This is a genomic window from Bacillus nitratireducens, assembly GCF_001884135.1.
Lineage (GTDB): Bacteria > Bacillota > Bacilli > Bacillales > Bacillaceae_G > Bacillus_A > Bacillus_A nitratireducens.
This window is the reverse complement of sequence record NZ_MAOC01000078.1, coordinates 111,968-135,137: the sequence shown is the minus strand read 5'-3', so window position 1 is coordinate 135,137 and position 23,170 is coordinate 111,968. Positions and strand designations below refer to the sequence as shown.

At 36.1% G+C, this 23,170-nt stretch carries 22 protein-coding genes and 1 pseudogene; 18 read left to right on the top strand and 5 right to left on the bottom strand.

Annotated elements, in window-relative coordinates:
• Positions 1-86: 86 nt before the first annotated feature.
• From hemE to BAU23_RS21145, 4 genes are all read left to right on the top strand, one after another.
• A complete protein-coding gene (gene hemE, locus BAU23_RS21160; protein WP_000252618.1) occupies positions 87-1,133 on the top strand; it encodes a uroporphyrinogen decarboxylase in 1,047 nt (348 codons plus the stop codon).
• A gap of 14 nt (positions 1,134-1,147) precedes the next feature.
• Positions 1,148-2,083 (top strand): ferrochelatase, encoded by a 936-nt coding sequence (hemH, locus tag BAU23_RS21155; RefSeq protein ID WP_000726806.1) that lies wholly within the window; start codon positions 1,148-1,150, stop codon positions 2,081-2,083.
• 19 nt (positions 2,084-2,102) lie between these two features.
• The gene (hemY, locus tag BAU23_RS21150) at positions 2,103-3,524 is read left to right on the top strand and encodes a protoporphyrinogen oxidase (RefSeq protein ID WP_001228092.1); all 1,422 of its coding nucleotides are present in this window, start codon (positions 2,103-2,105) and stop codon (positions 3,522-3,524) included.
• A 218-nt stretch (positions 3,525-3,742) separates the two neighbouring features.
• Positions 3,743-6,109, top strand: a complete 2,367-nt coding sequence (locus BAU23_RS21145; protein ID WP_000279238.1) for a DUF6359 domain-containing protein — start codon at positions 3,743-3,745, stop codon at positions 6,107-6,109.
• A gap of 78 nt (positions 6,110-6,187) precedes the next feature.
• On the opposite strand, the gene BAU23_RS21140 is transcribed toward BAU23_RS21145, so the two are convergent.
• Entirely contained in the window at positions 6,188-6,481 is a 294-nt protein-coding gene (locus BAU23_RS21140) for a hypothetical protein (protein ID WP_001182568.1), read from the bottom strand.
• 256 nt (positions 6,482-6,737) lie between these two features.
• Here BAU23_RS21140 and BAU23_RS21135 point away from each other — a divergent pair, with 256 nt between their 5' ends.
• Entirely contained in the window at positions 6,738-7,037 is a 300-nt protein-coding gene (locus tag BAU23_RS21135; RefSeq protein WP_001148896.1) for a hypothetical protein, read from the top strand.
• Positions 7,038-7,135: 98 nt separating this feature from the next.
• Here BAU23_RS21135 and BAU23_RS21130 read toward each other — a convergent pair whose 3' ends face one another.
• Entirely contained in the window at positions 7,136-7,990 is an 855-nt protein-coding gene (locus BAU23_RS21130; protein WP_000984177.1) for a hypothetical protein, read from the bottom strand.
• Positions 7,991-8,424: 434 nt separating this feature from the next.
• On the opposite strand from BAU23_RS21130, the gene BAU23_RS21125 reads away from it, so the two are divergent.
• Together BAU23_RS21125 and BAU23_RS21120 are read left to right on the top strand one after the other, a co-directional pair.
• The gene (locus BAU23_RS21125) at positions 8,425-8,997 is read left to right on the top strand and encodes a TetR/AcrR family transcriptional regulator (protein WP_000963368.1); all 573 of its coding nucleotides are present in this window, start codon (positions 8,425-8,427) and stop codon (positions 8,995-8,997) included.
• A 213-nt stretch (positions 8,998-9,210) separates the two neighbouring features.
• A complete protein-coding gene (locus BAU23_RS21120) occupies positions 9,211-11,988 on the top strand; it encodes a YhgE/Pip domain-containing protein (RefSeq protein WP_071735105.1) in 2,778 nt (925 codons plus the stop codon).
• An 83-nt stretch (positions 11,989-12,071) separates the two neighbouring features.
• On the opposite strand, the gene BAU23_RS21115 is transcribed toward BAU23_RS21120, so the two are convergent.
• Positions 12,072-12,785, bottom strand: a complete 714-nt coding sequence (locus tag BAU23_RS21115; protein WP_000369243.1) for a hypothetical protein — start codon at positions 12,783-12,785, stop codon at positions 12,072-12,074.
• A gap of 345 nt (positions 12,786-13,130) precedes the next feature.
• On the opposite strand from BAU23_RS21115, the gene BAU23_RS21110 reads away from it, so the two are divergent.
• Positions 13,131-13,346, top strand: coding sequence for a hypothetical protein (locus tag BAU23_RS21110; protein WP_033656531.1), 216 nt, complete (start codon positions 13,131-13,133; stop codon positions 13,344-13,346).
• A gap of 36 nt (positions 13,347-13,382) precedes the next feature.
• Positions 13,383-13,688 (top strand): DUF2087 domain-containing protein, encoded by a 306-nt coding sequence (locus BAU23_RS21105; protein ID WP_071735104.1) that lies wholly within the window; start codon positions 13,383-13,385, stop codon positions 13,686-13,688.
• A gap of 26 nt (positions 13,689-13,714) precedes the next feature.
• On the opposite strand, the gene BAU23_RS21100 is transcribed toward BAU23_RS21105, so the two are convergent.
• Positions 13,715-14,068: a PH domain-containing protein gene (locus BAU23_RS21100; protein ID WP_001068211.1), complete on the bottom strand. Its 354-nt coding sequence runs from the start codon at positions 14,066-14,068 to the stop codon at positions 13,715-13,717.
• 135 nt (positions 14,069-14,203) lie between these two features.
• Between BAU23_RS21100 and BAU23_RS21095 the strand changes: the two genes are divergently transcribed.
• Together BAU23_RS21095 and BAU23_RS21090 are read left to right on the top strand one after the other, a co-directional pair.
• Positions 14,204-14,713 carry a GNAT family N-acetyltransferase gene (locus BAU23_RS21095; RefSeq protein WP_000620035.1) on the top strand — a complete coding sequence of 170 codons (510 nt, stop codon included), beginning with the start codon at positions 14,204-14,206 and terminating at the stop codon, positions 14,711-14,713.
• A 225-nt stretch (positions 14,714-14,938) separates the two neighbouring features.
• Complete coding sequence (locus tag BAU23_RS21090) at positions 14,939-15,952, top strand: LacI family DNA-binding transcriptional regulator (protein WP_000103727.1); 1,014 nt, start codon at positions 14,939-14,941, stop codon at positions 15,950-15,952.
• A gap of 39 nt (positions 15,953-15,991) precedes the next feature.
• Here BAU23_RS21090 and yhfH read toward each other — a convergent pair whose 3' ends face one another.
• Positions 15,992-16,120: a protein YhfH gene (yhfH, locus tag BAU23_RS21085; RefSeq protein WP_000567010.1), complete on the bottom strand. Its 129-nt coding sequence runs from the start codon at positions 16,118-16,120 to the stop codon at positions 15,992-15,994.
• A 180-nt stretch (positions 16,121-16,300) separates the two neighbouring features.
• Between yhfH and BAU23_RS21080 the strand changes: the two genes are divergently transcribed.
• The 7 genes and pseudogenes from BAU23_RS21080 to BAU23_RS21050 all read left to right on the top strand — a co-directional run bounded on the left by BAU23_RS21080 (position 16,301) and on the right by BAU23_RS21050 (position 23,153).
• Positions 16,301-17,035, top strand: a complete 735-nt coding sequence (locus tag BAU23_RS21080; protein ID WP_000784651.1) for an MBL fold metallo-hydrolase — start codon at positions 16,301-16,303, stop codon at positions 17,033-17,035.
• A 9-nt stretch (positions 17,036-17,044) separates the two neighbouring features.
• On the top strand, positions 17,045-18,034 hold the full coding sequence (locus BAU23_RS21075; RefSeq protein ID WP_000897293.1) for a lipoate--protein ligase: 990 nt from the start codon (positions 17,045-17,047) through the stop codon (positions 18,032-18,034).
• A gap of 170 nt (positions 18,035-18,204) precedes the next feature.
• The gene (locus BAU23_RS21070; protein WP_000832595.1) at positions 18,205-18,630 is read left to right on the top strand and encodes a hypothetical protein; all 426 of its coding nucleotides are present in this window, start codon (positions 18,205-18,207) and stop codon (positions 18,628-18,630) included.
• Positions 18,631-18,794: 164 nt separating this feature from the next.
• Positions 18,795-20,327, top strand: coding sequence for a fatty acid--CoA ligase family protein (locus BAU23_RS21065; RefSeq protein ID WP_001055205.1), 1,533 nt, complete (start codon positions 18,795-18,797; stop codon positions 20,325-20,327).
• Positions 20,328-20,511: 184 nt separating this feature from the next.
• Positions 20,512-20,763, top strand: coding sequence for a hypothetical protein (locus tag BAU23_RS21060; RefSeq protein WP_000435462.1), 252 nt, complete (start codon positions 20,512-20,514; stop codon positions 20,761-20,763).
• 89 nt (positions 20,764-20,852) lie between these two features.
• A pseudogene (locus BAU23_RS21055) lies at positions 20,853-21,878 on the top strand (S-layer homology domain-containing protein).
• 219 nt (positions 21,879-22,097) lie between these two features.
• Entirely contained in the window at positions 22,098-23,153 is a 1,056-nt protein-coding gene (locus tag BAU23_RS21050; protein WP_000815957.1) for a sulfate ABC transporter substrate-binding protein, read from the top strand.
• Positions 23,154-23,170: the final 17 nt, after the last annotated feature.

Here is a 23,170-nt window from a genome sequence, read left to right as displayed (position 1 = left end):
TTTACAAGCTGTATAGTAAAAAAAGATAAATATCGGAATAGAGCGTATTTAAAGAAAAAGTGTTGGTAAGGAAGGGAGCTAGGGTCTTGGTAAGAACTATAAATGAGACATTTTTAAAAGCATGTAGGGGGGAACGTACAGAGTATGTACCAGCATGGTATATGCGTCAAGCAGGTCGTTCACAGCCGGAATATAGAAAGATAAAAGAGAAACATTCTTTATTTGAAATTACACATAATCCAGAATTATGCGCTTATGTTACAAAGTTGCCAGTTGATCAATATAACGTAGACGCAGCAATTCTTTATAAAGATATTATGTCACCACTACCTGCAATTGGTGTTGATGTGGAAATTAAATCTGGTATTGGTCCAGTAATCGATAATCCAATCCGTTCTTTACAAGATGTAGAAAAATTAGGGGAAATCAATCCAGAAGATGACGTACCTTACATACTAGATACAATTCGTTTATTAACGACAGAAATGTTAGATGTACCGTTAATCGGTTTTTCAGGAGCTCCATTTACGTTAGCGAGCTATATGATTGAAGGCGGTCCTTCTCGTAACTACCATAATACGAAAGCGTTCATGTATGCAGAGCCGAAAGCTTGGTTCGCATTAATGGATAAGCTTGCAGATATGGTTATTACATATTTAAAAGCGCAAATTAACGCAGGAGCAAAAGCGGTTCAAATTTTCGATTCTTGGGTTGGAACAGTAAATGTAGCGGATTACCGTATATTTATTAAACCAGCGATGGAGCGTATTTTTGCAGAAGTTCGTAAGATGGGTGTTCCAATGATTATGCACGGCGTAGGTGCTGCACATTTAGTGAATGAATGGCACGACTTACCTCTTGATGTAGTAGGTTTAGATTGGCGCTTACCGATCGAAGAAGCACGCGCACGTGGTGTTCACAAGGCGGTACAAGGAAATATGGACCCTTCGTTCTTACTAGCACCATGGTCTGTTATTGAAGAACATGTAAAAGGTATTTTAGATCAAGGGATGAAAGAGCCAGGTTATATCTTTAACTTAGGTCACGGTGTATTCCCAGAAGTAAATCCAGATACATTAAAACGCTTAACTACATTTATTCATGAATACTCTAAAGAACAGTTAGCGAAGTAAAGGAGATTGGCTGTATGAAAAAGAAAATTGGTTTGCTTGTAATGGCATACGGAACGCCGTATAAAGAAGAAGATATTGAACGTTACTATACACATATTCGCAGAGGAAGAAAGCCAAGTCCTGAAATGCTAGAAGATTTAACAGAGCGTTACCGTGCAATTGGTGGTATTTCTCCTTTAGCTACTATTACATTAGAGCAAGCTAAAAAGTTAGAGACGCGTTTAAATGAAGTGCAAGATGAAGTAGAGTACCACATGTATCTTGGCTTAAAACATATCGAACCGTTCATTGAAGATGCAGTACAAGCTATGCATAAAGATGGAATAGAAGATGCAATTGCACTCGTTCTTGCCCCTCATTATTCTACTTTTAGCGTGAAGTCGTATGTAGGACGAGCGCAAGAAGAAGCAGAAAAACTTGGAAACTTAACAATTCACGGCATCGATAGCTGGTATAAAGAACCGAAATTTATTCAGTATTGGGTCGATGCAGTGAAAGGTATATATAACGGTATGTCAGAAGCAGAACGTGACAAAGCTGTGTTAATTGTATCTGCACATAGCTTACCAGAAAAAATTATCGCACTGGGCGATCCATATCCAGATCAATTAAATGAAACAGCTGACTATATTGCAAGAGGCGCTGAAGTAGCAAATTATGCAGTTGGCTGGCAAAGTGCCGGAAATACACCAGATCCTTGGATTGGTCCAGATGTACAAGATTTAACGAGAGAATTAAATGAAAAGTACGGCTACAGTTCATTCGTATATGCACCAGTTGGATTTGTTGCGGAACATTTAGAAGTTTTATATGACAATGACTTTGAGTGTAAAGTTGTAACGGATGAAATTGGCGCAAAATATTATCGTCCAGAAATGCCAAACGCATCGGATGCATTTATTGACTGTTTAGCAGATGTTGTATTAAAGAAAAAAGAATCTGCATTGTAGGAAGAAAGGGGGGGCTTACTTGAGGAAAAAAGTTGTGATCGTCGGCGGTGGTATTACAGGCTTATCGACAGCGTATTACTTACAAAAAGAAATTCGCGAAAAAAACTTGCCGATAGATACATTGCTTATAGAAGCGTCTGGTAAACTTGGCGGGAAAATTCAAACCGTTCAAAAAGATGGATTTACAATTGAACGTGGCCCTGATTCTTTCTTAGCAAGAAAAGAGAGTGCAGCTAAATTAGTGAAAGAATTAGGACTGGGCGATGAACTTGTAAATAATAAGGCCGGTCAATCATTTATCCTTGTAAATAATCGGTTACATAAAATGCCGAGCGGATCAATGATGGGAATTCCAACGCAAATTACGCCGTTTCTATTTTCCGGATTGTTCTCCCCAATTGGTAAATTAAGAGCTGGTTTTGACTTATTAATGCCAAGGTCAAAACCAGTTTCTGATCAATCACTCGGGCAGTTTTTCAGACATCGCCTCGGAAATGAAGTCGTTGAAAATTTAATTGAGCCATTATTATCTGGTATATATGCAGGGGATATTGATGAAATGAGTTTAATGTCAACATTCCCTCAAATTTATCAAATCGAACAGGAGCACCGTAGTATTTCACTCGGTATGCGTACGCTCGCTCCGAAGCAAGAGAAGGCTGAAGTGAAAAAAGGAATCTTTAAAACTGTGAAAACCGGTTTAGAATCTATAGTAGAATCTCTTGAAGTGAAGATTCCTAATGATATGGTAATAAAAGGAACGCGTATTGAGAAAGTTGCGAAACTTGGTGATGGCTATACGATTACTCTTAGTAACGGAAAAGAAATGGAAGCAGACGCGATTGTAGTTGCAGCACCACATAAAGTATTGCCATCTATGTTTGCACAGTATAAGCAGTTTCGTTTCTTCCGTAACATTCCATCTACATCCGTTGCAAACGTGGCACTTGCTTTCTCGAAGTCTGCCATTCAGCGCGATATTGATGGTACCGGATTTGTCGTATCAAGAAATAGTGATTACACGATTACGGCGTGTACGTGGACACATAAAAAATGGCCACATACAACGCCAGAAGGAAAAACGCTTCTTCGTTGTTACGTCGGACGCCCAGGTGATGAAGCGATTGTTGAACAAACGGACGAAGAAATTGTGCAGCTTGTATTAGAGGACTTACAAAAGACAATGGATATTACAGAGGATCCAGAGTTTACAATTGTAAGCCGCTGGAAAGAAGCGATGCCTCAATATACAGTAGGCCATAAAGACCGAATGAAGAAGCTCACAACATTTATGGAAAGCGAGTTGCCAGGTGTGTATTTGGCAGGTAGCTCCTATGCTGGTGCTGGTCTTCCGGATTGTATTGAACAGGGTGAGAGAGCTGCAAAGTGTGTGCTAACTCATTTAGAGAAAGTAATGGAGACTGAATTAGTCGCAAATTAAAATATTCCAAACAAACCGCCCTCAATTAGATTGAAGGCGGTTTGTTTATTAAATAAGATACCTGTTAGTTAATAAACCTATATAAGTTATTTTGTGTTATAGTTTGAAAACTTGTAAATTAAATAAATTTTGTGTAAAATTTGTCGAAATATAGTTCTATATAACGAATCATTTGATATGATAGAAATGCTGAGAAAATATGAATTAGGGAGAGGAAAATGGCTGTGAAGAAATTGTTAAGTATCTTTTTATCATTATTGCTATTGCTTTCATTTACTGGAACTTTAGCGCAGGCGGAAGAAACTACTTCTATGTCAGTAGAGAAAGCAATTCAAGTATTTAAGCAGCAAGGGAAAACGAAGGGGATAGTGGAAGGATATATCGTTGGGTATACGCAGAGTCCTTCTAAATACACGAAAGATCCGGCTAAGTTTGATGATACAAACGTGGCAATTGCTGATTCGCCAAACGAAACGAATCCAGACAAGATCATGCCTGTTCAGTTGCCAAAAGGCGATGTGAGATCAGCTGTAAACGTGAAAGATCATCCTGAAAATATCGGAAAGAAAGTTCAGCTAACAGGGACGCTTGAATTATATTTTGGTAGCCCCGGTTTAAAATCGGTAACAGCTCATAAGTTTCAAGGGGAAGAACAAAACCGTGTTAGCGATGTAGTAGCTTCGCCTGGTGGCGGGGAAGTTGCGAAAGGAACAGCGGTAACATTAACAACGGGCACAGAAGGAGCAACAATCTACTATACGTTAGATGGTTCTAATCCTACAAATAAAAGCGTTCGTTATAACGGACAAATTATAATGAATGAAAATAGTGTAGTGAAAGCAATCGCAGAAAAAGAAGGGCTTACTCCTTCAGCGGTTTCAACATTTTCATTTATAATCGTCACAAATGAACAAGTTCGTATCCATGATATTCAAGGGGAATCACATATTTCTCCTTACAATGGAAAAAAAGTACGAAATGTAGAAGGTGTTGTAACAGCTCTAGATAAAAATGGTTTTTATGTAGAAGATAATCAGCCAGATGAAGATCCAGCTACTTCTGAAGGTATTTACGTATACAAAAAAGATACGAATGTAGCAGTAGGAGATCTTGTCCAAGTTGATGGAGAAGTAGAAGAATATGTTGGACCTGGATATGCAGAGCGATTTGAAACAGACTTAACGACGACGGAAATTAAGGCGAGTCGCGTTGCTGTAATCGCAAAAGATCAACCTTTACCAGCGCCGATTGTATTAGGAGAAAACGGTGTGAAAATCCCTGATCAAATTATCGATAATGATGCATTCAGTTTATTTGATCCAAGTGAAGATGCAATCGATTTTTATGAAAGTGTAGAAGGTATGCGCGTTACGATGCCAACGCCAAAAATTATCGCTCCGCAGAAAAACGGTAATTTATATGTAACAGTAAAAAATGGTGGAGATAAAGTAGTAACGAAGTATGGTACGCCTTTATTAGATAAAGAGCAATTAAATCCAGAGCGCCTTTCTGTAAAAGTACCTCGTGATTATGTCGCGAAAGTAGGCGATACGTTCACTGGAGATATAACAGGAGTAGTAGGGTATGACTACGGTTCGTTCCGCATTTCGCCAGTAACGGAATTGCCATCTGTAGTGGACGGCGGATTTAAGCAAGTAGGGGCAAATATTCAGCCGCGTCTTGATAAGTTAACAGTTGCTACATATAATATTGAAAACTTCTCAGCTAACAAAAAAGAAACAACAGATGAAAAAGTAAAAGCGTTAGCGTATTCTATTAAATATAATTTAAAAATGCCAGATATTATCGGTGTAGAGGAAATGCAAGATAATAATGGAGCAATCAATGACGGTACAACAGATGCATCTTTAAGTGCAAAACGTATCATTGATGCTGTATTAGAAATTCGTGGACCGAAGTATGAGTATGTAGAAATTGCGCCGAACAACAATCAAGACGGCGGGGCACCTGGAGCGAATATTCGCGTCGGTTTCTTCTATAACCCATCTCGTGTGAAATTAGCGACAGTACCGAAGTTACTAGATAAAAATGTAGTTCGTATTGGAGATGAAAATCCTTTATTTGAAAGTACACGTAAACCGTTAGCTGCAGAATTTACATTCCAAGGACAAAACGTTGTTGTCATCGCAAATCACTTAAACTCAAAACTAGGAGATGCAACACCATTTGGAAAAGTGCAGCCGCTCGTATTAAAGAGTGAAGAAAAACGAGTTCAATTAGCACAAGAAGTGAATCAATTCGTACAAGGTATTCAGAAAAAGAATACGAATGCACCAGTTGTTGTATTAGGTGATATGAACGATTTCGAGTTCTCTAAACCACTAGAAGCACTGCAAGGAACGATATTAAAAGATATGTTAAACACAGTGCCGAAAGAGAATCGCTACACGTACATTCATGAAGGTAACGCACAAGTGTTAGATCATATTTTAGTAACAAATAACATCGCACCGCACACAATTGTAGACCCAGTACACTTAAACTCAAACATTATGAAAGAACATGGGCGTGTAAGTGACCATGATCCAGTACTTGCTCAAATTGATTTGAAGAAGGCTTCTTAAAGTAGGAGAACGCTTAGGTATCTAAGCGTTCTTTTTAGTCTGCATAATGAAATGCCTCCAATTGCTAATGTTATATGCTTATTTAGTAAATAGGTAGCCAAATAAGAGAACAGAGCCAATAAGTAAAATATTCAAAAGAGTGACCACTAAAGCTATAATAGGTAATACTTTCTTTTCAGAAGGACTAATAAATGAAATGATAGCCATTATTATAGATAAAATAGTTCCGCATAATATTGCGTACGTCATAGGAGTAACTGTATTGGGACCAAATCGATCTAAGACAGGAACAAGTGAAAACATTAAAATAGTACTGAATAGGCTAAAGGTTAAAAACATATAACTTTTCCAAGTATGAATTTTAGGTTGCATGATCAAAACGCCCCTTTCCAATGTAATGTGGACTATTTATGTTTATCCATATGCAAATCATAACTAGAAAATAATAAATTTACAATATTGTAAATCTTTAACTATATTTAAATTGCTGATTTTCTATGGCTTTAGCAGTGATCATTTTATTTAAAAAGAGAATATAATGAATCACTCGAGATTATATATAGATCCCCCTTTTTATAAAATTTATGATAAAATTAATTGAATATTTAGTTTTTTGAGGAGGTCAACGATGCAAGCACGAATAAATGGGAAATTAATGAATCAGCTGGCGGTTTTTTTTAGTACAATCGTCATGCTTCAGTTTGTAGCCGATATAACAGGGCTTACACAGAATCTAGATAGTATGTATTACTTAATAAATACAGCAACTTCTTATGTAACGTTTAGTTTGGCGGTTATTTTTACTTTAATAGGTGCGAGAAGAGAATTAAGTAAATATGCAATTATTTCATTATGTTTAGTGGTAGCTATTAAAGCAATTTATTTTGCGGCGGTTGTTATTTTGTGGGGATTGGCTGGGACACCGTAAAAGAAGAGTAGTGAAAGTATGCATTTGATACATGTAAACGAATAAGAGCGTAATTCCCATCTCACATAGGGAATTACGCTCTTATTCGTTTTAATTACTTAGTCTGAAATTACTTGAAAAGCTTTTCTACATCGATCTCGTTTTTGAAGTCTTCTCATATATCTTTTTTTGTCCCGTTGTATCCCTTTTATATACATGAATAAGCTGACAAGGAAGAAAAATGTACATTGAATGATTAAGATGTATGGTGACATCCCGTCTAATGGTTGTTTCGGATCATATAAGTGAATAGGTGCTCCGCCTATTGTAGGGAATACTGTACTTAGCAGGACTAAAGGAATAGAAGTAACTGCAAATGGAAATAGAAATGCCATGTAATCTTTCTGTGACCATGTGGACGCTGCTAAACCTAAGATCGCCATTAAACCAGCGAATAAAAAGTTAATCCCAATATATAGAGAAATATAGGTGATGGGAGAAGAGAAATATAACTCTGTGAATTCACCGTTACTGCTTAACATACTCGTACTGACGATTGGATGTCCATTTGGAATTGTTAATTTGCAAAGCAATAACGAAAAAATGAACGGTAAAGTATAAAGAAATCCACCGCAGAAAAATGTAACGATATATTTTGTAAAGGAATACGAGAATAGGGAAATTTCCTTACTTATAAAAGATTTGAAACCATCTGATTTATCGGAATTGTAACTTGTACTAAATGGTAAACTTGCAATAACAGGCAGTAATAATAAATACACATCCATTTCATTATCACGAAACCCGATCCATTTAAAAGCAGTTGCCATAGTCCCGTCCGTTGCGTCTCCTAAATAACGAATTACATAATAATAATGATAAATAGAAATCAGAGCTAATCCACTAAACATAATAATTAAAGAAACCCGGCTACAAAAAGCTTGCTTTATATTTAAACGAAGTGCACGCATCATGACTGAAAAAGCCTCCACTATTTTTATAAATCTGTCTACTGTCTATCTTACTATTAATTGTAAGGATTTTCTTGTTTTTTTATGTGGTTATTAGAAAAAGAGGAATTTTGTTGTTGCTAAGTAAGGTTTAACTGTAGAAGAAGATTGTTAGAGTGAAAGGAAAAGAGAAGACATATGGAATTCTAGTTTAGATAAAATTACGCTTTCTACGCTGAAATAAGAAAAAGGTATTTATAAAAATTATATGTGAAGAACATCTTTTCCTTTCTCCTTTTCTTCTGATAAACTATGAACAGTATGATATACATTGACTGGAATTTTTTTATACTGGAAATAATAAAAAAGAGAACTTGTATAGAATGTAAGCGTGTGGTAATATCAAAGATGTACTGATTGACTATATTATCCAATTGGTCATTTTTGGAGGTGACGATGTGGCGATAGATCGAAAACGTTCTATTATTGAAGCTGCAACAAAGTCTTTTTCAGCGTTCGGTTATAAGGCGACGACGATGGATCAAGTTGCGAAGTTAGCGAATGTAGGAAAAGGAACGATTTATACTTTTTTCAAAAATAAAGAAGAGCTATTTGGCGAAATTATTTCTAATTTAATTACAGAAATGAAGCAAGTTGCAGAAAATGCAATTCGTTCAGATATTTCATTTTTTGAAAATGTACATAGAGCATTATATAGCATATTAGAATTTAGAAAAGAACATCAGCTCATGATTAAATTAATTCAAGAAGAGCGCGATATGGGAACGAAAGAAGTACAAGAAGTGATGCAACAAGTAGATGTGGAAATCGTTTCTGTCATTCAATCTTATTTAGAGATTGCAATTGAAAAAGGTGAAATTAGCAAATGTGATCCAGAAATTACAGCGTTTATTATGCTTCGCCTATACGTATCGCTTATTTTTGATTGGGAAAAAAATCATGAACCGTTAGAAAAAGAAAAAATATCGGAGTTATTCGAACTGTATTTACTAAAAGGATTGTCAAATTAAGATAATCCTTTTAATATTATAAAAAATGACCAATTGAACAATATGGTCATATATTTAATTGAGGGGGGAATAGAGAAAGAAATTTCATAATGAGGAATAGTTGCATAGTATAAATTCGGGGATAAGGCATATGTATGAACAGATATAGCCTTTTTATTTGGGTAAAAATGACCGAAAAGACATTTTGGTCATTTTTGAAAAGGGGGATAAATTATGAAATGGCATAAGTTGCTTAGCAAAGAATTTGCAGAGATTATAAAAAGTAAAAAAATATTAATCCCAATCATTGCGGTTTTATTTGTACCGATTTTATATGCGGGTATGTTTTTATGGGCTTTTTGGGATCCGTATGAACAGCTAGATGACTTACCAGTTGCGGTAGTCAATTTAGATAAAGGTGCAGAACTTGATGGGAAACCAATTGAGGTCGGGAAAGGGCTCGTTGATAATTTAAAAGATAATAAAAGTTTTAAATGGGAATTTGTAAGTGAAAAAGAAGCGAAAGAGGGAATGGAAGGCAGAAAGTATTACATGTTAGTCCGTATTCCAGATGACTTCTCAAGTAACGCTACAACGTTATTAAAAGACGATCCGAAACCATTGAACTTAGAATATATTCCAAATGAAAGTTTGAACTTCTTATCTTCACAAATTGGCGGAACAGCCATTGAAAAAATTAAAAGTGAAGTATCAAGCACGTTAACGAAAACATATGCAGAGAAAATGTTTGATTCCATTAAAGATGTCTCAAAAGGATTAGCAGATGGAGCGGACGGAGCAAATAAACTACATGACGGATCAAGTGAGCTGCATGATGGATCAAGTAAAGTGACGGATGGTCTTCATACACTTCAAGGGAAATCTGAGGAGATGAAGGATGGAGTTCAGAAATTAGCAGATGGATCTAATAAATTAGTAGATGGGTCAGGCAAAGTAACAAACGGTTTAAATACGCTAAATAGCAAAACAGGTGAAATGCAAATAGGTATCGGGAAATTGCAAGATGGATCTGGAAAAGTAACAGCAGGTTTAAATACGTTAAATGGCAAAACAGGTATAGGGAAATTACAAGATGGATCTGGAAAAGTAACAGATGGTTTAAATGTATTAAATGGCAAAACGGGTGAGATGCAAAAAGGAATTGGCGAATTGCGAAGTGGATCTGAGAAAGTAACAAACGGTTTGAACACAATGGTAAGTAAAACAGATGAATTAAAAACAGGAACAACTGAACTATCAAATGGTATGGAAAAACTTGCGGGAGGGCAAAGTCAATTAGAGAAAGGTTCTCAGGAGATTCAAAAGGGTTTGCAAGAGTTAAATAATAAAGTACAAAACTCTGTTGCAGGATTAGGGGAAATGCAGTCGAAAGTTCCTTCTATATTGAATACAGTAAATGAGAAAATAGATGGAGCTGGAGAAAATGTAAATCAGTTAAATGAACTCACTCAATCAACAGCAGGGGATGCAAAAACTGCAGCGCAAGATGTTGCGAATTTACAAAAGCAAATTGAAAGTTTACCGAAAGAATACCAAGAGCAGTTACAGCCATTTATAACAAATGCTGCAAAAAGTACGGCGACAGTTCAGCAGAAAGCTGCCGGAGTAGCAGGTGGAACAAACAAATTAAATGAAGAAGTAAAACAATTAAAAGGTGAAATCGGTGAAAAGACAAGTGGAATGCAAAGCAAAATGCCGAATCCAGAGGAGGTGGGAAATTTAACGAGTGGTATTAAGAAATTAACGAATGCGCAAAACGAATTTGTAAGTAAGTTTCATGGATTAGGTGAAGGATTAGGTAATGCTAAAGTAGGTGCAGATAAATTAAAAAACGGATCAGGACAATTAATTGATGGGGTAAATCAATTATTAGATGGATCTGGAAAGGTAACAGAAGGGTTAGGTGCATTATCTGTAGGAGCAAACCAAATGGCAGGTGGAATCACTCAATTAGCAGATGGCTCAAGTCAAGTAACAGGTGGTTTAGGCACAGTATCTCTAGTAGTAACCAAATTAGAAGACGGTTCAAACCAAGTAACAGGCGGTTTAGGAACATTATCTGTAGGAACAAACCAAATGATAGGTGGCGTAAATCAATTAGCAGATGGATCAGGGCAAGTAACAACTGGCTTAGGTACTCTAAATGGTGGCCTAAATAAAATGTCAACTGGCTCAACCCAACTAATCGATGGAGTAAATAAACTAACAGATGGATCCGGAAAAGTGACAGATGGACTTGTGAAAGTAAACGATGGTTCAGGTGAACTTGCTGAGAAACTTGGTGAAGGGGCAGAAAAAACAGGGGAAGTAAAAGGAACGGATAAAACGTATGATATGTTTGCAAGTCCTGTAAAAGTAAAGGTAGAGAAAATGGCGGAAGTTCCAAACTACGGAACAGGATTTACGCCGTACTTCTTATCGCTCGGCTTATTCGTTGGGGCATTACTATTATCTATTGTATACCCATTACGCGATACAGTCGGTGTTCCGAAATCAGGATTTAGTTGGTTTATTAGTAAGTTCGGCGTTTTACTATCAGTCGGTATTATTCAAGCAATAGTAGCAGATGTCATATTACTGTTCGGATTAGGTGTAGAAGTACAAAGCATTCCATACTTCATACTCTTTAGCATCGTTACAAGTTTAGCATTCATCGCATTAATTCAATGTTTAGTAACAGCTTTCGGTGATGCAGGGCGTTTCATCGCCATCATAACATTAATTATGCAGCTTACAACAAGTGCTGGAACATTCCCGTTAGAATTGATTCCTAAGTTTTTACAACCATTTAATGCTTGGCTACCGATGACATACTCTGTATCAGGATTTAAAGCAGTCGTATCAAGCGGTGATTTTAACTTCATGTGGCAAAATATAGGGATACTAATGATCTTTATCGTTGTATTATCACTTGGAACAATTGCTTCATTAACTTGGATGCACAAACGACAGTTTAAAAATATTGCTGAGAATCAATCGGTTGAAGCGTAGGGGAAAAAGCACCTTTTTGGTGCTTTTTTATTTTAACTTATCGTTTGTATAGGTCAGTCTACTATGTTAGTGTTTTTTTTATTTTAGTTCTTTAATTCCATTTCTATTCTTTTTAATGCTAATTCAGCTGCCATTTTCCCGTTATATTGCCCGTGTTCTTTAACCCAATTTAGTTTCTCTCTAGCTGGCACATATCTATGGAAGCCTAGAATTTCAGCGGCTCTCTCTTGTACCCACATATCCGATTCTTCCAAGAAGGGAATTATTTCATGTAAGTGTGTATAAGGAGTTAAAGCCATAATTGAAAATAAATAATGAGCTCGTTTTTCTTCAGTTAATTCAGGTTGTTTAAGAAGGTTCTTCAATTCTTTAATGGTGTGTACATCTTGTTGTCGTTCATCCGCATTTTCTTTGGAACAAGGATAATATTTTGGAAGTTCATACCAATCGATTTCAGGACTTTCTAATAGAGTGTTTATTAACGTTTGTACACTAGGATATACTGGGGACAAATCTATTTCCTCATGGTCTATAAAACAAACTTTGCCTGTTAGTGGTCCTAACATGTAAACAGCTATATAATTGGAATTATCATCTGTCCATAATGGGAAAACTTCTGAAATATTAACATTTTCATGTAGGTCTACATACACTTCTGTGGCTTCTTCAAAGGATAATAAACGTATTGAAAAATCATTCTTGTGCTTCAAATAGATTGGATCTTTGAAAGCATTCGTTATTTCTTGAGATAATGATATGTTTAAAAAAGTTGCAATTTGATTAAATAAATTGTCCATTATGTATTCTCCATTCATTATATTTAAAATTAACTCGAAATTTGAACATCTTCCTTCATAAATGGCAACGAATGTTTCTTTGAATTTTTTCCTTTATCCACAATTTCGTATTCTATTTACTTATACTCCTATAAATTTTTTACTATACATCTATAATACAAAAGCTCTTTGCAATAACAACAATGTTTTAGAAAATAGATTTTTTATTTTCTTTATTAATTCGGCTATTCCAGAGGCTCAATCAATTTGTCCTTGGAGTTCTTGCTTTTAATTTCTAATTGCAGTCTAAACAAAAGAAAAGGAATTACAACAATTTACAGAGAAAACTAGAATAGAGGAGCTGATATGATGAAAGGAAATCTTACCTATTATTTTATCGTAAATCCGCTAATCATCTTTCTTGTTTACGCCCTTTCACCTATCTTGTTTCATAAAGAAAAATATACAAATATGAAAGATGCACTAGGAATACTTGTAGTTTACTATGTGCTAATTAGTGGGTATTACTTTATGGATGTTGTAAGTAAAAGAATGAAGAAGAATAGTAAGGACAAACAATAAAGTTTTATTACACAAAAACTGATGGAGGACAATAAAATGATCGAAAGTGAAATGAAATTCAGAGATACGACCATTCGTAACTTTTTCGATAAGGAGGATCGTCTAAAATCGATTCCAGGTCAAAAGAAGAAAAAACTAGTATTGTTAGAGCATTTAGTTAGCAAATTAAATGCTGAAAATCAGTATACGGAAAAAGAAATTAATACATTCATAAAACAATATCATGATGATTTTTGTACGATTAGACGAGAATTTATCGTGCATGGGTTTATGAATCGAGACGGTAATATGTACAAAATAAACGGGAGAGAAATATGGACGAAGTGGGAGGAGTTAAAATAACGAATCAGCGGGGAGAGCCCCACTGATTATGAGTCCGTGCTAGTTTTGCATTTTCTCTGTAGTAAGTCTATGAACTCTTCAATATTTGAACTTGTCATGTATCCTACCGTTATATATTCATCTTCATAATAAAATATTATTTTTTTATCAAAAATTCTTCTCTTCGTTTCTATAGATACAATTTTTTTATATTCAAATTCGGCAATTAATATATTTTTATATTGGCTAAAAAAGAGAAGTCTTCTATTAGTAGCAAGTAGCATGCCTGGATATGGGACCTTATGCGTATTTATATAGTCAGTAAGTGAGCATTTTAAAGTAGATAAAATCTTTTCTTCTTTATGTAGTATTTGTTTTGCAGCTGTTAAAATTGGATTCATTGTATACATTCCTTTTATATAGATGTAAGGATATTGTATCAAAAGTGAAAAGATGCTCAATATGCAATATTGCATATTGAGCATTTTAGAGGTTCTTAGTATTATTTTTTTAAGAAAAAGGTAAGAGGTGATTCGGTGATACGATTAGCAAAAGAGGTTGATGCGGAATCAATTATGGATATTAGAAAAGAAATTATATTATCGGAAACTACTACAAAATTTTTTATAGTATCTCCAAATAAATTACCAAATGATATTGACGCAGAAAGAGAAAAGATACGGAAAAGCAATGAGAAAGGTAATCTTTACATCGTGTATGAAGTAGATAGTAAGGTGGTTGGCTTTTTACTTTTCAATCGATATGAACTAGAACGGTTACGACATGCAGGCACAATGGGAATGGGGATTAGGGAGGCGTATTGTAATCAAGGAATTGGTACGAAACTAATTGAATTTCTTATTCGTTGGGCTAAAGGGCAGAGAGGTTTAGAGAAAATTTGCTTAGGCGTAGTTTCTATTAATAATCGGGCGATTAAAGTGTATAAACGTATGGGATTTGTAGAAGAAGGGAGACAAAGAAAGCAAATTAAATATGAAGATGGATCATATGGAGACGACGTATTGATGGGCTTTTATATTGAATAGAATTCCTATTAATTAAGAAGGTGTATATGCGTTATGGTATGTACATCTTTTTTTATATGCATACTGTAAAATTAAAAAAGTATTATATAATTCCTCCCCATTAACAGACTTTTCCCTATGTATAATATTAATATAGTAAAATCATAAGAACCCATATTGCAGTTTCCAATAATATACTATATAATCAGGATAAGAAAACGTTTTCATGCAAAGGGGGAAAATTTCGTGTCGACTATCGAGGACGTGGCGAAATTAGCGGGGTTATCAAGGACAACGGTTTCTAGGGTGATTAATAATCATCCATATGTTTCAGATGAGAAGAAAAAAAGGGTTCAATTAGCGATGAAGCATTTAGGCTTCGTTCCTAATTCTGCGGCGAGAAGGCTTCGTAAACAAAAAACGGAAACAATTGCGGTGCTAGTTCCAAGGATTACAAATCCTTTCTTCAGTAGATTTATTGAAGCAATCGAGATTGCTGCTTCTGAACATAAATATAAACTGATTATTTGTCAAACAAGATATTTACCGGAAAAAGAGATGGAGTATTTACAGTTATTATCTACGAAACAAGTAGATGGGATTATTCTATGTTCACTAGAAAATCCGTGGGAAGATGTAGAGCCATACTTACAACACGGTCCAATCGTGTTATGTAATGAATATATTGAGGAAGCAAATGTTCCGACAGTGAAGTTTGATCATGCGCAAGGTGCATACATAGCTGCTAATCATGTGTTAGAACAAGGCTATCGTAATCTTATTTTTTGCCGTGGTAACGAAACAAAAGTAGTTAGCCAACAGCGAAAAATGGGCTTTTTACGCGCTATCACTGAAAAGAGTAGAGAAGTAGAAGCGATCGACTTTCTTGAAAACGCTTTCTCTTGGGACGATGGAAAACGAATATTCCATGAAGTATTAAAGGACAAAAAAAATCCTACCGCGATTTTGGCAGGAGGCGACGAGGTTGCAGCTGGAATTATCTCAGAGGCGAAACGTCATAATTGGAGTATCCCAGAGGATCTCGCTGTTATCGGTTTTGATAATCAAATTTTATCACAAATTACAGAACCAGGTATTACGACAATTGAACAGCCAATCGATGAGATGGCCCGAAAAGTTGTCGATCTGATGATGGATAAAATCCATACGAAAAATTATCGACAAAAAGAATTGTATGAGTTTGAACTGGAGCTCTTGGTGAAAGGTTCAACGATGAAGGATACGATGTTATTAGCCTAGTAGACTATGTCTGCTAGGTTTTTTTATGTTCACAAACTACTATTCTTCGTGAACGCAATCGTCACATTTGTTATGGTATGCTTCGTGCTGCTCATCAATTTCTTTCCCGCAGTGCGCACAAGTTTTCGTCGGTAAATTTCTGAAAAACTCCATTGGTTGATCGATCATGTCAATCCCTCCATTTCCATTTCTTACTATCATTGTATTAGTACAAAAAACAAAAGTCAACAACTGTTTTATAACAAAATTGAAAATTAATGAAAAAGTTTAGGAAATGGATTATAGTTAACAATGTAGGATGTACGTAAAACATGCATTCCTACTCGGTTTTAGAAAGGATGGATACATATGAAAATGACTGTTGTTGGCTTTTGGGGCGGCTTTCCAGAAGCGGGAGAAGCAACGTCGGGGTATTTGTTTGAACACGATGGTTTTCGTTTACTTGTAGACTGTGGCAGTGGTGTACTAGCACAGCTTCAAAAATATATAACACCATCTGATATAGATGCAGTTGTACTGTCGCACTATCATCACGATCATGTTGCAGACATTGGGGTATTGCAATATGCGAGATTAATTATGAGCGGGGCAAAGGGACAACTACCGGAGTTACCAATATACGGTCATTCGTTTGATGAGAATGGATTCCATTCTTTAACGCATGCACCGCATACGAAAGGAATCGCGTACAATCCAGAAGAAACACTTCAAGTTGGACCGTTCTCCATTTCATTCTTAAAAACTGTTCATCCTGTTACATGCTTTGCGATGCGCATTACAGCGGGTGATGACGCTGTAGTATATAGCGCTGATTCCAGTTATATTCCTGAATTTATTCCATTCACAAAAGATGCTGATCTTTTCATTTGTGAGTGTAATATGTATGCACATCAAGAGGCTGCAAAAGCAGGGCATATGAATAGTACAGAAGTGGCAAGTATTGCGAAAGATGCAAATGTAAAAGAACTTTTATTAACGCACTTACCGCATACAGGAAACCCATCTGATTTAGTAACAGAAGCAAAACAAATTTTCAGTGGCCATATTACGCTAGCGCATAGTGGCTACGTATGGAATTCATGAGGTGATACGATGTTATTTATTGATAATAAAGGGATTACAGATCCTAGAATAAACTTAGCAATTGAAGAATATTGTGTGAAGAATTTAGATATTAACGAAACATATTTACTGTTCTACATTAACAAACCTTCGATTATCATTGGTAAAAACCAAAACACAGTAGAAGAAATTAATGCAGATTACGTAAAAGAACAAGGAATTCATGTCGTTCGTCGTCTATCAGGCGGAGGCGCAGTATATCATGATTTAGGAAACTTAAACTTCAGCTTTATTACGAAAGATGACGGAGACAGTTTTAGCAACTTCAAAAAGTTCACAGAGCCTGTAACGAAAGCGCTTGGTAAATTAGGCGTAAATGCAGAGCTAAGTGGTCGTAACGACATTTTAGCTGAAGGTAGAAAAATTTCAGGTAACGCGCAGTTCTCAACGAAAGGTCGTATGTTCAGTCACGGTACGTTACTATTTGATTCTGAAATCGATCACGTTGTATCAGCACTAAAAGTGAAAATGGATAAGATTCAATCAAAAGGCATTAAATCAATCCGTAGTCGCGTTGCGAACATTACAGAGTTCTTAAACGAAAAAATGACGACAGAAGAGTTTAGACAACTTCTTCTAGAAACAATTTTCGAAGGTGAGACAGAAATTCCAACGTACGAATTAACAGAAAATGATTGGAAAGAAATCCATAAACTTTCTGAAGAGCGCTACCAAAATTGGGACTGGAACTACGGAAAATCTCCGAAGTTCAACTTACAACATTCACACCGCTTCCCAGTTGGACAAGTTGACGTTCGTCTTGAAGTGAAAAAAGGAACAGTAACAGAATGTAAAATTTACGGTGACTTCTTCGGATCACTAGATGTTCATGACATTGAAGAGCGTCTAACAGGCGTACAATTTGATAAAGATGCATTCACTGTAGCTTTAGAAGGTGTAGATATCGCGCGCTACTTTGGTAATATTACAACAGAAGATTTCTTACATTTATTCTTCTAAAAATGAGGGAGGCTGCCGTAACGGGCAGCCTCTTTTTTGCGTAGATTGTCACGTTTTATCGGTAAGTCGATATATTTTAAAAATCGCTTATATAATTTCATTCACCATAAAATCACAGGACATTTGCCCCTCGTAAAGGAATATATATATTCAAAAGGAGGCGAATCGAAATGAAAAGAGTAATGTGCGTTGTATTATTGCTCAGCTTCGTCATCGGAATGACAGCTTGTAACGATGAAACGTCCTCAAGTCGCACACTTTTATCGATTGGAAAGCCTGCGAAGGATAATGTCATATATTTTACGCATACAGATAACAAACGAAAGATAGATGATATACAAACTATGTTTCAAAATAAGAAATGGAAAAGGAATGAAACGTTTAGTACTGTGAATAAAACACCAGATCTTGTCTTGTCAATAGATGAGGGCAATGGCGGGTTACCGACATTGTATGTTACATTGTTCTTTCATGAAAACGGAGCGGAGGCAATCAACTTGTATGGGGAGCATACGAGCTTGAATAAAGAGGAACTAAAAAAACTTAGTGAAAAGATGAGCGCATATTATCCTAAAATGATTTCTGTCCTCGTTTAATAATTTGCTGGTAAGTGGAATTCCCTTATCCTCCCAAATAAATTCAACAGAAGATGCTCCGTGTATATGCAGTTAATGGAATATCACTTGCCACTTTAATTTTCTTTTAATATAATTAATTTAGAATTTTTAAATATTCTAAATTTTATAAAGGTGGGATTTGTGTGAATCTCGTTCAATCTTTGGCTGAAACGGCAAAAAATAAGGGGGATAAACCGGCATACATATTTATGGATCAGTCGGTCTCGTATGACCAATTAAACAAAGTGGTCACTAGGTTTTCTAGCAATTTAGCAAAAATGGGCATTGGAAAAGGGGACAATGTCGCATTAGCTGTTGGAAATTCACCACATTTTTTAGTCGGTTTATACGGAACGATGAAAGCCGGAGCAACTGTCATTCCGATTAATCCAATTTATACAGCAGACGAAATACATTATATTTTACAAAATGGAGATGTAAAAACAATCATTGTACTCGACGTCCTTCTACCTGTTATACAATCTCTTACAACAAGACTTCCTTCACTTGAAAACATCATCATATGCGAAACCTCATCAGATTTTACTCATACAGAAACGGAAAAAATGAAAACGTTTACTAGTTTTATAGGAACTGGAGATATAACTTACGAAGGTCCTGAACTAGATGAAGAAGATGTAGCTGTTATTTTATACACTTCAGGTACAACTGGAAAGCCAAAAGGCGCTATGTTAACACATAAAAACTTATATAGTAATGCAAGCGATGTTGCGTCATATTTACAATATACTGCTGATGATCGCGTCGTTGCGGCATTGCCGATGTTCCATGTGTTCTGTTTAACAGTTGCAGTAAATGCGCCGATTGTGAACGGGGCAACGATTTTAATGGTACCGAGGTTTAGTCCGAAAGAAGTATTCCGTATTTGTCGTACGTATGAACCAACGATTTTTGCTGGTGTGCCGACGATGTACAATTACTTATATTTATTTGAAGAAGCAAGCGCAGAAGATGTAAAGACGCTTCGTCTCTGTATTTCAGGTGGTGCGTCAATGCCTGTTGCCCTTCTGCAAAACTTTGAAAAACGTTTTGATGTGATTGTTTCAGAAGGATACGGCTTATCAGAAGCATCGCCAGTTACTTGTTTTAATCCGTTAGATCGTCCTCGTAAACCAGGTTCGATTGGTACAAATATTTGGCATGTAGAAAATAAAATTGTGAATGAACTTGGGGAAGAAGTACCTGTCGGTGCAGTTGGGGAGTTAATTGTTCGCGGACCTAACGTTATGAAGGGTTACTATAATGCGCCAGAAGATACAGCTGCGACACTTAAAGACGGCTGGCTATATACAGGTGACTTAGCGAAAATGGATGAAGAAGGTTACTTCTATATCGTCGATCGCAAAAAAGATATCGTCCTAGTTGGTGGTTATAACGTATACCCTCGTGAAGTAGAAGAAGTATTATATACTCACGAATCTGTGGCTGAAGTTGTCGTAATTGGTGTACCGGATGAAAACTTAGGAGAAGCAGTGCGAGCTTACGTCGTTCTGAAGCAAACGAACGTAACAGAAGAGGAGCTTACGCATTACTGCACGCTGCATTTAGCGAAATACAAAGTGCCAAAGAGCATTGAGTTTTTAACAGAATTGCCGAAGAATACAACGGGTAAGTTGTTACGAAGAGCTTTGAGAGAGAAGGCATTGCAAGTATAAAAATAAAGATATCCATCACTATGACTACATGTATAGAGATGGATATCTTTTTGTCCCAAAAAAGCTGGATTAGTTTGGATGGACAAAATTCCTACTAATTAAAGTTTCACGTTATTTTTAGAATTGGTTAAGCTATAAGCCCATATATTTAAACCGTAATATGACTAATAAGGAGGAGATATACGTGGAGCAGAAGGAATTACGCTTACGGAAAGTGCAATATCTTATTTGTGACATTATGGATGAAATGAATATGGAGAGTGAAAAGAAGAACTTAGAAATATTGCAAAAGGTAATTGATCACCTTTCAGGGGCGATAGGTGATTTAGTTGATCCATCAAGCTCGTATTCTATTGATTATTTGGAAAGAAAAGTTCACACGGCGCATTATTTACTTTTTAAAAACGAGCGGAAGGCGTACTTATGTAGGAAATAGTATTATTAATTTTATTTGACATTGATAATCATTATCAATATGATAGTTATGTTGGGTATATTCATATAAAAGGAGATGTCGTATTGATAATGATTAAGAAAAAATATGTTAATGCGTTCGTTATAGCAGCAACTTTAGCAGTTCCATTTAGCGGTATTATGGCACCGATTGCGAAAGCAGAAGCGGCAGTAGAAATGAAAGCAAATAGCAAACATGCAGATGGTACATATGACGTTATTTTAAAAACTTATAAAGATAAAACGAATGAAACATCGGTTGCTTCAACATATTTAAAAAATGCAAAAGTAACAATACAAGGCGATAAAAAAATCGTGACGTTAACAGTGCAAGATAGTAGCTATTTCCAGTATCTTAGAGTAGAAGATCAGAATCAATTAGGGACATTCCATGATGTAAAAGTAATTTCTGAAGATAAAGCGAATAATGGTACGAAAGTTGTTCAATTTGAAATCGGTGAATTCTCGAAAAAATAATATATGCAAATGCATATATTAATTCCAGCAATTAAATATGATCATAAATATCAAGTGCAGTTTGAAATCGATGCGAGTGCAATTGAAAAGAAACCTAAGTTCTCAGATGTACCGACTTGGGCACAAGAGTCAGTGCAATATTTAGTAGAGAAAGAGGCAGTACACGGTAAGCCAGATGGTACATTTGCACCCGCTGAAAATATCGATCGTGGTTCAGCAGCAAAAATATTAGCTACTGTTTTAGGGTTAGAAATTAATAAAGATGCGAAGCCATCATTCCGCGATGCTCAAAATCATTGGGCTACACCTTACATCGCAGCAGTTGAAAAAGCCGGCATTGTAAAAGGTGATGATAAGGGTAACTTTAATCCGAGCGGGCTAATTAACCGTGCATCAATGGCTTCTATGCTTGTGAATGCATATAAATTAGAAAGAAATGAAAATATTAAACTCCCAAAAGAATTTGCTGACTTAAATAATCATTGGGGTACGAAGTATGCCAATATTTTAATCCAAGAAAACATTTCAGTTGGAACAGATAATGGCTGGGCTCCAGATAAATCGGTAAGCCGCGCAGAAGCAGCTCAATTTATTGCGAAGACTGATAAGTTGAAGAGATAAAGTTGAAACTAAAATCAGTGGGGGACTATCCTCACTGATTTTAATTTATTAAGAAAAAATAAATTCCAAGTTGACACATATGAATTACGGAATTAAAATGAAAAGAAATCAAACAGAATACAATAGAAGCTCATCAGAGAAACTGAAGGCGCACAACGTTCACTTTTGTGAATAGATTGTGTGCCTTTTTCTATTGTACAAACTAAGGGGGCTTTATATATGAAACAGTGGGGTAAGACAGCATTTATGAAAAGTACAGGTGTCTTATTGTCAGCAATTGTTCTTTTATCAGGGTGTGGTTCGGCAACATCCACTAGTAATTCTGAAGGGGGCGGAGATAAGAAGACAGTTGAGCTTTTAAATGTTTCATATGACCCGACGCGTGAGTTGTATCAGGACTTCAATAAAGACTTTGCGAAGTATTGGAAAGAGAAACATGGGCAAACAGTGAATGTAAAGCAATCACACGGGGGATCTGGAAGTCAGGCGCGCTCCGTTATTGATGGTTTAGAAGCGGATGTTGTAACGCTCGCACTCGCTTATGATATTGATGCAATTAGTAAGAAGAAACAACTAGCAGAAGATTGGCAGAAGCGGCTTGCGGATAATTCTACGCCGTACACATCAACAATTGTATTTCTTGTGAGGAAAGGAAACCCGAAAGGAATTAAAGATTGGGATGATTTAACGAAAAAAGGTGTGTCTGTCATTACACCGAATCCAAAAACATCTGGAGGAGCACGTTGGAACTATTTAGGTGCGTGGGGATATGCGCTGAAGAAGTATGACAATAGTGAAGACAAAGCGAAAGAGTTTGTCGGCCAAATTTATAAAAATGTAGAAGTACTAGATTCAGGGGCACGTGGGGCAACAACAACTTTCGTTGAAAAAGGAATTGGTGATGTGTTAATCGCTTGGGAAAATGAAGCGTTATTATCACAAAAAGAACTTGGAAAAGATAAATTTGAAATTGTAACACCTTCGATTAGTATACTTGCCGAGCCGCCAGTAGCAGTTGTAGACAAAGTCGTTGATAAAAAAGGAACGAAAAAAGTAGCAGAAGGATATCTTGAATATTTGTATTCAGAAAAAGGGCAAGAAATTGCGGCGAAAAACTTTTATCGCCCTCGTAATGAAAAAGTAGCAGAGAAGTATGTATCACAATTTCCGAAAGTTCAATTATTTACAGTTGATGAACTATTTGGAGGCTGGAAAAAAGCACAAGAAAAGCATTTTAATGATGGCGGCGTATTCGATCAAATGTATAAAAAATAAGGGGGGATGAGGTGACG

Excerpts from the sequence above, each read along its gene's own strand:
- hemH (WP_000726806.1), top strand. The coding sequence starts at position 1,148 with ATGAAAAAGAAAATTGGTTTGCTTGTAATGGCATACGGAACGCCGTAT.
- BAU23_RS21145 (WP_000279238.1), top strand. The coding sequence starts at position 3,743 with ATGGCTGTGAAGAAATTGTTAAGTATCTTTTTATCATTATTGCTATTG.
- BAU23_RS21140 (WP_001182568.1), bottom strand. The coding sequence starts at position 6,481 with ATGCAACCTAAAATTCATACTTGGAAAAGTTATATGTTTTTAACCTTT.
- BAU23_RS21135 (WP_001148896.1), top strand. The coding sequence starts at position 6,738 with ATGCAAGCACGAATAAATGGGAAATTAATGAATCAGCTGGCGGTTTTT.
- BAU23_RS21130 (WP_000984177.1), bottom strand. The coding sequence starts at position 7,990 with ATGATGCGTGCACTTCGTTTAAATATAAAGCAAGCTTTTTGTAGCCGG.
- BAU23_RS21120 (WP_071735105.1), top strand. The coding sequence starts at position 9,211 with ATGAAATGGCATAAGTTGCTTAGCAAAGAATTTGCAGAGATTATAAAA.
- BAU23_RS21115 (WP_000369243.1), bottom strand. The coding sequence starts at position 12,785 with ATGGACAATTTATTTAATCAAATTGCAACTTTTTTAAACATATCATTA.
- BAU23_RS21110 (WP_033656531.1), top strand. The coding sequence starts at position 13,131 with ATGATGAAAGGAAATCTTACCTATTATTTTATCGTAAATCCGCTAATC.
- BAU23_RS21105 (WP_071735104.1), top strand. The coding sequence starts at position 13,383 with ATGATCGAAAGTGAAATGAAATTCAGAGATACGACCATTCGTAACTTT.
- BAU23_RS21100 (WP_001068211.1), bottom strand. The coding sequence starts at position 14,068 with ATGAATCCAATTTTAACAGCTGCAAAACAAATACTACATAAAGAAGAA.
- yhfH (WP_000567010.1), bottom strand. The coding sequence starts at position 16,120 with ATGATCGATCAACCAATGGAGTTTTTCAGAAATTTACCGACGAAAACT.
- BAU23_RS21080 (WP_000784651.1), top strand. The coding sequence starts at position 16,301 with ATGAAAATGACTGTTGTTGGCTTTTGGGGCGGCTTTCCAGAAGCGGGA.
- BAU23_RS21075 (WP_000897293.1), top strand. The coding sequence starts at position 17,045 with ATGTTATTTATTGATAATAAAGGGATTACAGATCCTAGAATAAACTTA.
- BAU23_RS21070 (WP_000832595.1), top strand. The coding sequence starts at position 18,205 with ATGAAAAGAGTAATGTGCGTTGTATTATTGCTCAGCTTCGTCATCGGA.
- BAU23_RS21050 (WP_000815957.1), top strand. The coding sequence starts at position 22,098 with ATGAAACAGTGGGGTAAGACAGCATTTATGAAAAGTACAGGTGTCTTA.